This is a genomic window from Rhodanobacter sp. AS-Z3, assembly GCF_029224025.1.
Classification (GTDB): Bacteria; Pseudomonadota; Gammaproteobacteria; order Xanthomonadales; family Rhodanobacteraceae; genus Rhodanobacter.
The window spans coordinates 4,009,908-4,023,720 of the sequence record NZ_CP119392.1 but is presented as its reverse complement, the minus strand read 5'-3'; the positions used below and the strand labels follow the sequence as shown (position 1 = coordinate 4,023,720).

Below are 13,813 nucleotides of genomic sequence, written 5' to 3'. Positions count from 1 at the left end.
CCGCTGGTTAAAAGCTCAGCAGGTTAGGTTGAACACCCTGGTCACATTTGAACCGGCAGAACCCCTCTTTGGTGGTCAGTTTTCAACCGGCGTCAACACCTGGCCTCTTTGTGGCGTTGTTCCCATCGCGATCTCAGTCCTGCTGACGCGAAGCCAGTATTGCAGCCAACGATTGTGGCCGGGCGAAGTAGAACCCCTGCCCAAGCTCGCAGCCAAGCGCCATCAGTGCTTCGCGCTGTTCCGACGTTTCGATGCCCTCGGCAACCACTTCCATCCGCTGGGATTTCGCCAACGCCATGATTGCATGCACCACCGCGGTGGTACTTCGTTCCTCGTTGGCGTGCAGGTCGCAGACGAACGAGCGGTCGATTTTAAGGGTATGCATGCTGAAGCGGTGAAGGTAGCTCAACGATGAGTAACCCGTGCCGAAATCGTCCAGGGCGATCTCTACGCCACTGTTGTGCAGGCGCCGGAAGACGGCCGTGATCTGGTCGGGATTCTCCAGTAGCGCGCCTTCGGTCACTTCGATGCGAACCTGTCGCGGGCTGACCCCGCAGGTCGCAATCAGATCGAGAAAGCGAACGTCGATTTCAGGCGAGCGGAAATGGCGCGGGGAGAAATTGAGATTGACGTATTGGCCGGGCTCCAACAGCTCGGGGATCACCCGCATGGCCCGTTCGAAGATCTGCCAGTCCAGCGTCTCCATCATTCCGCTCGCCTCTGCAACATGCAGGAAGACGCCCGGTGCAAGAACGCCCTTGTCCGGATGATTCCATCGCATCAGAGCTTCGTAGCCGACGATGCTGGCGTCGAGCAGCCGGACGATGGGTTGGAAGTAGGGGATGAACTCATGCCGGGTCACGCCGCGACGCAGGTCACTCTCTACTTCCAATAGCGACAGTGCCTGCTCGTGCAACAGCGAGTCGAACAACTCGAAGCGATGGCGCCCGCCCGCCTTGGCGCGGTACATCGCGATGTCGGCGTCGCGCAGAATTTCCTCGGGTGAGGTGTAGTGAGACGCGTACATCGCAATACCGACGCTGGCGCCGGTGAACAGTTCCTTGCCCTCGATGCGCACGGGCTCGCTTAGCGCATCGAGGATCCGCTGCGCCATGCGCACGGAACCATCGGTGCCGTCGACCTCCATGTAGATGGCAAATTCGTCTCCGCCAAGACGGGCGACCATGTCGCGGCCGCTACGGGCGCAGCGCGACAGGCGACGCGCGACTTCTTTCAGCAGCGCATCGCCCACAAGGTGGCCCACGCTGTCGTTGATGACCTTGAACCGGTCCAGGTCGATGAACAGCACAGCGAAGTCGCAACCGGGTTCGCGTTTGTGCTGCGCCATTGCCCGCGCCAGCTGGTCGCGCAGGTAGGCGCGGTTGGGCAGGCCGGTGAGCGAGTCATGCAGCACCTGGTGCTTGAGGCGTTGTTCGATGCGCTCGCGGACTTCAATCTGCTCGGATAGCTCGGCCGTTCGCTCGTCAACGCGGCGCTCAAGGTCGCCGTAGGCGTTCAGCAATGCGGACGCAGCGCGTTGGCGCTCCAGTCCATTGACGATTTGGTAGGAAATGAAGGTCAGAATATCGCGGTCCCGCTCGGTGAAGCTGACGTCTTCAACGTAGCTCTGGACCGCCAGCAGTCCCACGACGCGTTCGTCCACCACCAGCGGCACACCGAGCCAGGCAAGACTTTGTTTTCCGCTAAGCTTCACCTCACCGCGCCTATGCAGGTCTTCAAGCATGGCACTGTCGCCGGGATCGCGCATATCCAGCTTCAGAGGCTTGCCGTAGCGCAAACCGTACTCCGTGATACCGAGCCCCACTGGGCGGCTCTTCGGCGTGGTGTCGAACTGATCCACGAAGTACGGGAAGTTCAGCATTTTGCCGTCTTGCGAAAGCATGGCGATATAAAAGTTGCGGGCGTCGAAGAACTCACCTATGACCTGGTGAACCGCACCGTAGAACGCGTCAAGATTCCTCGCGGTATGCGACAGCTCCGCAATGCGGAACAGTGCCTTCTGCAGCCTTACGCTGTGCTCGAGTTCCTCGGTGCGTTGCGCCACGCGGCGCTCCAGCTCTTCCCGGGCCAGCTTGCGATCCACGGCAGTGACAATGTGGCTACCCACGTAGGTGAGAAGTGCCTTGTCGGCGGGCGTATAGCGTGGCCGTTCCACGTAGCTCTGCACCACCAGGACACCACGCACCACATCACCGACGATGGCAGGCACTCCCAGCCAGTCGAAGCAGTCGATGCCAATATCGCGCGCTGGCCTTTCAAGCTGCGCATCGATCTCGTCCAGCGTTCCCATCAATGGCTTGCCGTCACGAATGACGTGCCACGTGAGTCCACCTTTCATCACCGACATCGGGATGAACTCGTTCGCGTCGCGCACGGTTGGATCGGTAGTGTCCTTGAGATAGATGAAGCGAAGCGAGTCCTGTTGCTCATCGTAGAGCGCAATGTAAAAGTTCTCGGCGTACATGAAACGCCCGACGAGGATGTGCAGTTCGTGCAACATGTCGACCAGATCCATCTGCGAACTGGCCATGTCCGCGATCGTGAACAGGGCCGACTGCAGTTGCTCGGAATGGGCGAGCTGCTGCATCGAATCCGACACGTGGCATTTTTCGAACATGGTCTCGGCCAGCGGTCCCAGCAGTTCCGCCAGCTCCTCAATGCGTGGTCGCGAGTCATCGCTTCCATCGCAAACAACGCCGAACTCGTAGTGGCCCGGGTCGGAATAGATCACGCACGCGATACGATGCCGGGCCTCATCCACCGACCAGCCATTTGCTTTCCACGCACGTTGGGCCAACTCGTGGTCCCCTTCGCCGATAAGCGACTCGTCATGAAACTCTGCAACAGGCGCTGCGATGTGCCAGCCGACAAGCACGTTGACCAGGCCCTCATCCTCAAGGAACTCGGCCGTGGAACGTGAAAAGGCAGGCAGGTCGGGCGCCCCGATCAGGCGTTTCACCAGTTGCCCGATACGCCGCTCGAGTGGGATCGGGTTCGCTGACACGGGGGAATGCTCCGTTGACACTATTCCACGCTCCCATCATTGCTGAAGTGCCAAAGCTCGCCTGTAGTCGTTAGTCAGTTAACGGCCACGGACGGATTTGCTGAAGCGCAAGTGAAAGCCGGGAACGCGCTCAGGATCACTCGCGGTCGTCCAAATTTCGCGCTGGTGGCGGGATGCTGTGGGCAAGTTGAGCTGGCTCGGTTTTGCCGGGCCGTTTTGACGGCGAGCCAGCTTTCGCCAGGCGAGAAAAGCGGAGAAAAGGAACAGGTTCATCATTCCGAAACGCGCCAATCCATCTGACGCCTTCGGTTCGAGGTGAGCCGCGGCTAGTCCAGCCCTTCCAGGAGCTTCTCGATCTCCTCAAGTGGTGAGTTGGTCAGCGTCTTGGCCAACTCGCCGCAGAGTCGCTTGCTGGTCTCCATATGCAGCTGCGGCCGCATTTCGCCCAGAGTTTTCGGATCGGCGATGAGGAACAGATGTTCAAACTGCTGCTTCAACGCGGCCGCGTTCAGGCGACGGACCAGTTGCTTCGCGAATGTGGCTTCATCGGTTTGCTCGGGGGTGGCTTCTGGAGGACGCTGACCTGACGGGCCCTGGCCTTCCGGGTCCGCCGTGTCTGGCTCGACCAGTTCGACTTGCTTCAGCTGCAGTGCGTCGTGCTTGCCCATGTTCTGAAACAGGCGAGCATGGCTTCCATCGGCGACCACGACCCAGGCGTTGGCAGGAATCTTGTGCATTGGTTTCTCCTTCAAGCGGTTCCGGCGCAACACCACGCTGCGCCGATGGTTGTGCCCTCGCCGCGGAGCCAGGGCGTGCAGTACTTGCCGTGCGACACGGGCGACTGGCAGGTCGCTGCTGGCGTGCCCGTCTGTCACCACCTCATGGCAGCATGCGAATCTTAGGTTCGCGTGCCCACTGGCGCGTCTTGGCGGCCGCCACGAACGCCTTGGGGTCGGCGGCGTCGATCACGCCGGCATCTTTCTTCACGCCAGCGACCTTGAGCAGGGCTTGTGCACCTGGGTCGGCCGCAATGGCTTTCAGGTGAGCAAAGGCATCGCTGACGAAGTCTTTGGCCGCCGACTCGCCGGTGAGCTGCCTGGCAGCTTCCTCGCTGAGTACCACGGCTACGGCGTCGAAGAAGACCGATGGTGTACCGGCTAGCTGACCGTCGGCGGGCATCTTCTTGCCATTGGACAATATCGCCCCGCCGACCTTTGGCGCCACGATCTGCACCGCCGCACCGGCGGCCTCAACCGCCTTGCGCAAGGCCTTGATGGTGGTTGCGTCCGAACCGTCGTGAATCAGGATGCCCACCATGCGCCCTTTCAGCGTGTCCTTCATCTTGCCGATCAACTGCAGAGCGGGCGATAGCGGCAAATCGACGGGGGCGACCCGTGCCGGCGGTGCAGGTGGCATCGGCGACAGTGCCAGTCCATTGGCTACGCGAACGGCCAGGTCTTCATCGACATGGCGCAGGTGGCCCACCATGGCTTCACGCACCTGCACGGTTTCCACCTTGGAAAGTTCGAACACGAACGCGCTGGCGATGTGTGCCTGTTCGGGTTTGGTCTGCGAGCGATAGAAGCGGCTCGCCTGACTGTAGTGGTCTGCGAATGACTCGGCGCGCAGGCGTCCCTTGCGGCCTGATTCGGTGGCTTCGGCGGCATGCATGAAACCAGCCGGTGTTTCGCGCGGGGTGTCCGATGACAACGAGTTGGGTTCGTAACTCACGCGGCCCTTCGGCGACTGCATCTGCATCTGCGCATCGCGCTGCAGGTTGGCGAACGGACATTTGGGCGCGTTGATCGGCAACTGATGAAAGTTGGGGCTGCCCAGACGCGAAAGCTGCGTGTCCAGGTAGGAGAACAGTCGGCCCTGCAGCAGCGGGTCGTTGGAGAAGTCGATGCCCGGCACCAGATGCGAGGGGCAGAATGCGACCTGCTCGGTCTCGGCAAAGAAGTTGTCGGGCCAGCGATCCAGCACCATCCGGCCGATGACGGTGAGCGGCACCAGTTCCTCCGGAATCAGCTTGGTCGGATCCAGATGATCGAACGGGAACGCATCTGCCTGTTCCTGACTGAACAGCTGCACGGCAAGCTCCCACTCGGGGAACGCACCGCGCTGGATGGACTCGAACAAGTCACGCCTGTGGTAGTCCGGATCGGCACCGGTGATCTTGACTGTCTCGTCCCAGATTGTGGACTGCAGCCCGAGTTTCGGCCGCCAATGGAATTTCACGAACGTACTGCTGCCGTCCTCGGCCAACAGGCGGAAGCTGTGGATCATGAAGCCTTCCATCATGCGCAGCGAGCGCGGGATACCGCGATCGGACATCAGCCAGGTCACCGCATGCAGGCTTTCCGGGGTGAGCGAGATGTAGTCCCAAAACGTGTCATGGGCGCTGGCGGCCTGCGGATAGCCGCGATCAGGCTCCATTTTCAGCGCATGCACAAGGTCGGGAAATTTCATCGCGTCCTGGATGAAGAACACCGGGAAGTTGATGCCGACCAGGTCCCAGTTGCCCTCGCTGGTATAGAGCTTTACCGCGATGCCACGCGCGTCACGCGGCGTGTCGATCGAGCCGGCGCCACCAGCGACGGTGGAGAAGCGGGTGAACAACGGCGTCTTCTTGCCCACTTCGGTGAGGACTTTCGCACGGGTGTACTTCTTCAACGAGCGGGTGAGTTCAAAGTAACCGTGCGCAGCCGAGCCACGTGCGTGCACGATGCGCTCGGGGATGCGCTCGTGATCGAAGTGGGTGATTTTTTCGCGCAGGATGAAGTCTTCCAGCAGCGTCGGGCCGCGCGGGGAGGGCCGCAGCGAGTTCTGGTCGTCGCTGAGCGGCACGCCCTGATTGGTGGTCAGGGGCGGGTGCTGATCGCCGGCAAGCTGATGAAGTTCGTCCGCGTTGCCGCGTGTTTCGCGGGCGGCGGTTGCAGCGCCGGAAGCACGCGATGGTGCGCCGGACGGTTTTTTGCTGGCCATGGGTTGCTCCAGTGGATGGACGTACTGCAGCCTGTGGCGTGCGCGGTGAAAGGGTGGTGAGTGGGGAATAAGAGAAAGGTTTTGCGGGCGTTCTGCTTGCGCCCGTCACGGCATGACCTCGCCGCCGTTTACTTCCAGACCGAGGCCGAGCTGGTCACTGCCTGGCGCTGGTCTTCGTGGTGGAAGGAGCCGACGTTCGGCACATGGCAAGGCCATTTCGCAGTGCTACTTTCCACGCTCACTTGGAGAGAGCTCTCATGTCCCTGCGCCTGGCCGTTGTTGTCGCCACTCTCGCCATAAGCGGGACACTCCACGCGCAGACCGCGCCACCTCCCTGGGTGGCTCGAAGCAATGCCGATGCTCAGGGCCTGCTCAATGTCATCGCGCGCTTCAGTCCCGAATCTGCTTCGGAATTCGGTCTGACCGGCTTCGATGAAAAGGTGGCTGACCTCAGACCCGGTGCCGATGCGCGCTCGCGTGCGGCGTTGCTGAGCGAGAAAGCTTCACTGCAGCAAACGCTCGCCACGGAGAAGGACGCGGATGTGCGCCAGGATCTGCGTATCCTGATCAGCGCTACCGAGCAGGAAGTCGAGGGGATCGACCTTAACGCCAAGTATCTTTTGCCCTACACCGACGTGGGCGAGCTGATCTTCAGCGGTGAGTTTGCGCTGCTGCAGGACGACGTGGCTGCGCCGCGCCGCGCTACTGCGTTGAAGCGTTTGCAGTGCTACGTGGGCCAGGCGCCGGACTGCACGCCGATCACCCAACTCGCTGAAGCCCAGACCATGGCCAGGTTGAACGAGCAGGCGCTGCTGGGTCCGTACAAGGGCGAGGTGGAGCAGAAGCTGGCCAACACCACGCGCTACCTCAAGGGCATACGCAAGCTGTTCGCCAAGTATCAGCTGGACGACGCCAGCGGCAAGGCCGCGCTGGACGCGCTCGACAGTCAGCTCGCCGCCTACGACGCGTGGGTGCGCCGCACGGTGTTGCCGCGCTCGCGTACGGACTTCCGGCTGCCCGAAGCGATGTACGCGTACAACCTGCGACAGGTGGGCATCGACATTGCGCCGCGCGAATTGATGAAACAGGCGCAGTTGGAATTTGTCGAGCTGCGCGGCATGCTGCAGGTGCTGGCGCCGGGGGTCGCCAAACAGGAGCACATCCAGGCTACTGACTACCGCGAGGTACTCAAGGCGTTGAAGAAGCAGCAGCTGGGCAAGGATGACGTGGTGCCCTGGTATCACGAGGTGCTTGGCCGAATCGAAGCCATCGTCCGTCGCGAACACATCGTCACCCTGCCCAATCGCCCGATGCAGATGCGGCTGGCGTCCGAAGCGGAATCGGCCAAGGTGCCGGCGCCGCACATGGACCCGCCGCCGTTCATCAACAACCAGGGCGAGCAGGGTACGTTCGTTCTGACGATGGGCAACCCGACCGCGCAGGGCAACAAGAGCGAGGCGTACGACGACTTCACCTTCAAGGCGGCGGCCTGGACACTGACCGCGCACGAAGGTCGACCGGGCCACGAGCTGCAGTTTTCGGCCATGCTCGAACACGGCGTTTCGCTCGCGCGCAGCCTGTTCGCGTTCAACAGCGTCAACGTGGAAGGCTGGGCGTTGTATGCCGAATCGGAGATGCTTCCGTACGAGCCGCCGGCCGGGCAGTTTGCCGCGCTGCAAGCGCGTCTGCTGCGCGCCGCACGTGCATGGCTCGACCCGATGCTCAATCTCGGCATGATCACCCCCGAGCAGGCGCATGAGGTGCTGACCCACGACGTCGGCCTGTCCGAAGCATTGGCGACGCAGGAAGTGAATCGCTACAGCTATGACTCGCCGGGACAGGCCACCGCCTACTTTTACGGTTACATGCGTCTGCAACAGTTGCGGCTGGAAACCGAACTGGCGCTGGGATCGAAGTTCCAGCGGATGGCGTTCAACGATTTCGTCATCGGCCAGGGCCTGTTGCCTCCGGCGCAACTGGCCGAGGCCGTGCGCACCGTATTCATTCCTCGGCAGCAAGGCAAGCTGCCAGCGAACACTTCGCGCTGACACGCACGCAAAACGAAGGTGGAGAGGAACGTCAGCGCTGCTTTCCCCAGCGCTGACGCGTTGCCCCGAGCCGAGCAACAACGGCGCTCGCGCCACGCAGAGGTTGAAGACATGGAATGCTTGTTGAAGCTGAAGCAACGGACGTTGCGCCGCTGCTGACGGGCTAGGCCGGTCCCCTTTTGCGTGGGGTTTCCGACCGTGCGACAGCACTGCCACAGATATTGCAGATGCTTGCCGAGCTCGTCGCGTCGATTTGCCCTTCCTTCGCCCCCGCGGCGTGGCTGATCAACGAAGAGAATGAAGTGGCGGAACTGCTGTCCGTGGGGCAGCCACGGGTGCCGGTCGAATTGCACCTCGGTTACGCCATCGCGGCGAGTCGCCGCCGCCGTCGCCGTATTGCCAGCCGCAACGCATGTGCGCTGACAGGAATGGCGGGTACTGGACCGTGTTCATCGCTCAGGCCTGCTCCTGTTCTACTTTCAGCAAGGCCGCCAAAGCACATGTGTTCGCTGCGTCGAGAGCCACGGAAGACGGGGGCGCGCGGGCGGCTGGCGCAAGCGTAACGCTCAAGTCCACGACTACGCGATACGTGCGCCGCGCAGTCAACCGGGCTATCGTGCCGTCCTGATCACGAAGAATCACCATGACGAAAAGCTACGCTCCACCTCTGGTTACGAACCCGCATGACCCGCTCTATCGCGTCGACAAGGCGATCAGGGCAGCCCAGCAGCGACTGGATGCCGCGATCGATGCGAAGCGGCATCACACCAGCCAGAATCTGGCCCATGAGGTGATCAAGGAGGCGCGCGAAGGATTGAAGAAGTCGGAGCAGATGCGTTTGCTCAAGATCAAGGAAGTCGCGCTGAAAGCGGCCGAGCTCGATGCGGCCAGAAAGTAACGGCCAAGCCAGCATGAGCTGCCGTTGGCTACGCACCTGCCGAGCAGAGCAGTGGCTCTTGCTGTCGGACCGGCACGTTTTGTCTGGTGCTTGTGTGTTCGAGGCTTCATCGCATCATCGACACTTACGGGTATGCGCCACAGGGCGCTGAGCAGACGCTTATTTCTTGCCGGGATGTCGGCGGTGGTCGGTTGCGTGGGGTTGCTGCAGACGTCGCCCGCGCTGCTTGCGCAGAGCGCCGTGAGCACGCCAGTCGGTGTCGGAGAGCGTGGGTGAGCCATCGGTCGTGCGACAGGTTCGGTCAAAACGCAATGTGATCCCAAAACCGATGCGCCATGCGTTTTCAGACTTCAGCGCGGAACACGCAGGTGCTTGATCCGCTCCCTCGCAGCGACGATGGGTCTCAGCGCAACCGAACCAGCAAGTCGTTCGCCGCGTCTGCGGTGAGTGGTCGGTGCAGCAGGAATCCCTGGTACGTATCGCAGTCCAGCGTCTTCAGCAGGTTGAACTGCGCCGCGGTTTCCACGCCTTCGGCTACCACGGTCAAGCCGAGGTTGCGGGCCAGGGCGATAATCGTGCGGATGATGGGTGCTTCTTCGCGGCCGTCCGGTGAGGGCGTGCCAATTTCGCAAACGAAGGACTGGTCGATCTTCAGCGTGGTTACCGGCAATTTGTGCAGATAGCTCAAGGACGAATAGCCGGTACCGAAATCATCGATCGCGACGCCTACGCCGAGCTTGCGCAATTCACTCAGGTTGACCGAGGCATCGGCGGCGTTTTGCAGCAGCAGGCTTTCGGTGATTTCCAATACCAGCGCAGTCGGCTCCAGCCCGGTTTCCTGCAGCACGCGCTGCACCACTTCCAGCAGATTGCCGCGACGAAATTGCACGGCCGAGACGTTCACCGAAATGCTCAAGTCGGTATACCCGGCACGATGCCATGCAGCCGTGCGCGCGCAGGCTTCATGCAGTACCCAGGCACCCATCGGCACAATCAGCCCGCTTTCCTCGGCAATCGGAATGAAGCGCCCTGGCGAGACCATGCCCAGGGTGGGATGCTGCCAGCGCAACAGCGCTTCAAAGCCCTTGATCTCGCCCGACGCACCGCAGAGTGGCTGGTAGTGCAAGCTCAACTGGCCCAGCACCAGGGCGTGGCGCAACTGACTCTCCAGTTCGACGCGTTCCATCATTCGCGTATTCATCTGCGGCGTGAACCACATGCAGTTGTCGCGGCCGGTTTCCTTGGCGCGATACATGGCCGCGTCGGCGTTGGCCATCAGCGTATCGGCAGTCTGACCGTCGGCCGGGTAGATGCTGATGCCGAGCGAAACGCTGACCACAAATTCATGTTGTTCGACGCGGAAGGGTTCGCGTAGACACTCGATCAACTTGCTGGCCACGTGCATGGCATCCTGCGCGTTGTCCAGTTCCGGCAACACCACCATGAATTCGTCGCCGCCCAGTCGCGCCAGCGTATCGCTCTTGCGAACGCAGCCTTCCAGGCGATGCGCCACCTCGCGCAGCAGGATGTCGCCGTGCGAATGGCCGAGTGTGTCGTTGATCTGCTTGAAGTGATCCAGGTCCATGAACAGCACCGCCACCTGATGTTGCTTGCGCTGGGCCAGCGCCAGCGCCTGACCGAGACGGTCCTGCAACAGCAGTCGATTCGGCAAGCCGGTGAGTGCGTCGTGCTGGCCTTGATGGGCCAGTCGGTCGGTGAGCAGTCGATGTTCGATCGCCACGGCGGCAAGTCGGCTTGCCGCGGTCAGGAAATCCAGCTCGGCGGCACTGGGCGCGCACGGGTGATCGAGATAGACCGCGAATGACCCCAACGCACCACCGTCGCTGGACGGTATCGGCATCGACCAGCAGGCGCGCAGGCCGTGTGGCAAGGCCACGTCGCGGTAGCCATCCCACAGCGGATCGCTGGCGATGTCCTCGACGATCACCGTTTTGTTGGTGTAGCAGGCAGTGCCGCAACTGCCCACCGCCGGTCCAATGGGCAATCCTTCCAGCGCACTGGAATAAGCCTTGGGTATGTGCAGCGAGCTGCCGTCATACAGCCGACCGTCGCGCAGTATCAGGACGGTGCAGCGAGAGCCGGGAATCTGCCGCTCCAGCATGCTGACCACGCCGCCCAATACTTCTTGCAGGGGTTCGTTCTTGGCGACCTGTTCCAGCACCTGGCGGCGGTCGCGTTCCACCCCCTCCTCCAGCTTGCGTGCGCTGATGTCCAGACACGCGCCGACCATGCTGGCAACGCGACCGCTGGCGTCCACGCGGACTTCCACTTCATTGTGCAGGTGCCGAATTTCGCCGTCTGGACGAATGATGCGGGTCTCCAGCCGGAACGGCCGACACTCTTTGAATGCCCTGGCCATCATCGACCTGACCGACACGTGATCGTCAGGGTGGATGCGTTCAAGTGAGTCACGCAGGCTGACCTGGTGATGTTCCGGCGAGACGCCAAAGATTCGAAACAGTTCGTCTGACCACGTGCAGACATTTCCCGGGATGTCCCACTCCCAGCTGCCCAGATGCGCCAGATGTTGCGCCTCTTCCAGCCGGGCCTCACTCTCGCGCAGATTGATTTCCGCCGTCTTGCGCTCGATCGCCGCCGCCACCTGGCTGGAAACAAACTCCAGCAGCACACGGTCCGCTTCGGTGTAGCGAACGCTACCGTCATAACTTTGCACCACCAGTGCGCCCAAGGTGCGCGACTTGGATTTCAGTGGTACGCCAAGCCAGTCCAGCGAGCCGGTTCCCACGAACGGCAGCTCCTCCAGAACGCCTTCGTTGGTACTTTCCGGAGTGAACAGCTTGGCCTCTCCCTGCTCGATCAACCACGCCGTGATGGTGCCGTCGGACGTTTTCATCACGCCAGGATTCGGGTCGAACTCGTCCTCGTAGTAGGGAAAGGTGATCTCACCACGTTTCTCGTCGCGTATGGCGACATAGAAATTGCGCGCCGGAAGCAATCCGCTGACGATCTGATGAATGCGTGGGTACAGTTCTTCCAGTGTTTCGGTCGACTGCGCCGCTTGCGAAATTTCGAGCACGGCTTGCTGGGTGCGTTCCTGGTGTTTGCGCGATGAAATGTCGCGTAACGTGGCAATCACCAGGTTTTGCTGTCCCGACATGAACGGTGTCAGCAATACCTCGGCGGTAAACGGCGCGCGCTTCGAACTGCAATGCATCCATTCGAAGCGATGGCTGCCCTCGCGTATCGCTAGCCCGATCATCGCCTCTGCTTTTTCCAGCGACGCCCGGCCGTCCGGCTGGTGTGGCGGCGACAGTTCGGAGGGATGCAGGGCCAGAATTTCCTGCTTGTCGGTGCAAAAAAACAGCTCTACGGCGGCCTGATTGCAATCAAGAAACCGTCCTTTGACAGCATCGAGAATCATCAGCGCGTCGGCGGTTTGCTCGAACATCAGGCGAAAGCGCGCCTCGCTGCCACGCAGGGCCGTCTCCACCGCCTTGATCGCGGTGATGTCGCGAAAGCTCCACACCCGCCCCACCGGCACGCCATCTGCCAGTTGCGGGTGCGAATAGCGATCGAACACGCGACCGTCGCGAAACTGCAGAACGTCACGGCTGCTGGCTTCGGGCGTTGCGTAGAGGGACTCCACCATTCCGATGAACGCGCCGGGGTCGACCAGTTGGTCCAGCACGGCAGCAATGATCTGCGCGTCATCACCGGCATCCATCAGCGCATCCGGTACTCGCCACAGCTCCTGGAATTTGCGGTTGCTGCCGACCACGCGACCTTGCGGGTTGACCACCAGGATGCCGTCAGCGGTGGCGTCCAGGGTAGCCTGCTGCAGCGCAATCGCTGCCTGAAGCTCCTTTTGAACACGCACCGACGCGGTGATATCGCGGTAGCTGATGACCCAGCCGAGGCGTTTGTCACCCAGCATTTGAGGATGCACGTGGCGCTCGACGACGCGGCCATCGAGGAAGCCCAGCGTCATGGCGGCGCTGGCATTGGAGCGCAAGGAATGGCGCGCAGCTTCGATGAATCCAGCGGGGTCGACCAGCTGCTCGGCGACCAGCAGCTGCAATGCGCCGAAGTCGGTACTCTCGGCCATGTGCACGGGGAGCTTCCACAGCGTACGCGCGCGTTGGTTGCTGTGGATCACACGACCGTCAGCCGACAGCACCAGGATGCCGTCGTCGGCCGCCTCCACTACGGCTTGCAATTCCGAGGCGGACATCACGTCGCGTTGCCGCGCCATGGCCGCGCGGGCGACTTCCGGCAGTCGCAACATGGGTTCGGCATGGCGGATGAAGTAGTCCGTCGCACCGCGCTTGAGCGCTTCGGCGGCAATCGCCTCCTGCCCGTGCTCGGTGAAAATCAGCAGGGCCAGGCGGGCATTCGCTGCGCGCACGACATCGACAATCTCCAGCCTGTCAAAGCCGGGTGGCTGGTAGCCGCTGAGCACGAGGTCCCAGCGGTGGCTGGCAAGCTGCCCTTCGAACTCCGCGCGGTTGCGGGCGACCTGTAGATCGAACGGGTCGAGTCCGGCCGCCAGCGCACGATGCACCGACTCGGGTGTCAGCGTGCAGTCCTTGACGTACAGGATTCGCAAGGTGTGAATCATCAGGATCAAGTTGTGCGGAGGAGCCGTCAGTTCAAGGATGGAGACAAGAGGCATAGCCCGGCGGTAGCCCAGCTGCGCCTGTATTCGCCAACTGTGCCATCCCTGTAACGGCGTCGGGGTTCGCTCCTTTAGGCGTTGAGTGCCATGGCAGCTCCAGCGGCGGTGCCTGCTCTCGCGTTGTCCTTCATAATCAATCCGCTAGCGAGGGTTTGAGCCGTGCGGGAAGTCCGGCAACGTCCACCTCCGCGTGCCTGCCT

At 61.9% G+C, this 13,813-nt stretch carries 6 protein-coding genes; 2 read left to right on the top strand and 4 right to left on the bottom strand.

Annotated elements, in window-relative coordinates:
* Window positions 1-133 precede the first annotated feature (133 nt).
* From PY254_RS17935 to PY254_RS17925, 3 genes are all read right to left on the bottom strand, one after another.
* Complete coding sequence (locus PY254_RS17935) at window positions 134-3,025, bottom strand: sensor domain-containing phosphodiesterase (protein ID WP_281013419.1); 2,892 nt, start codon at window positions 3,023-3,025, stop codon at window positions 134-136.
* Between the two features lie 326 nt (window positions 3,026-3,351).
* A complete protein-coding gene (locus tag PY254_RS17930; RefSeq protein ID WP_281013418.1) occupies window positions 3,352-3,762 on the bottom strand; it encodes a host attachment family protein in 411 nt (136 codons plus the stop codon).
* 142 nt (window positions 3,763-3,904) lie between these two features.
* On the bottom strand, window positions 3,905-6,010 hold the full coding sequence (locus tag PY254_RS17925; protein WP_281013417.1) for a catalase: 2,106 nt from the start codon (window positions 6,008-6,010) through the stop codon (window positions 3,905-3,907).
* Between the two features lie 257 nt (window positions 6,011-6,267).
* On the opposite strand from PY254_RS17925, the gene PY254_RS17920 reads away from it, so the two are divergent.
* Window positions 6,268-8,058: a DUF885 domain-containing protein gene (locus tag PY254_RS17920; protein WP_281013416.1), complete on the top strand. Its 1,791-nt coding sequence runs from the start codon at window positions 6,268-6,270 to the stop codon at window positions 8,056-8,058.
* Between the two features lie 643 nt (window positions 8,059-8,701).
* Window positions 8,702-8,956: a hypothetical protein gene (locus tag PY254_RS17915; RefSeq protein ID WP_281013415.1), complete on the top strand. Its 255-nt coding sequence runs from the start codon at window positions 8,702-8,704 to the stop codon at window positions 8,954-8,956.
* Window positions 8,957-9,359: 403 nt separating this feature from the next.
* Here the strand turns inward: PY254_RS17915 and PY254_RS17910 are convergent, their stop codons facing one another.
* Window positions 9,360-13,556, bottom strand: a complete 4,197-nt coding sequence (locus PY254_RS17910) for an EAL domain-containing protein (protein WP_281013414.1) — start codon at window positions 13,554-13,556, stop codon at window positions 9,360-9,362.
* Between the last annotated feature and the right edge of the window lie 257 nt (window positions 13,557-13,813).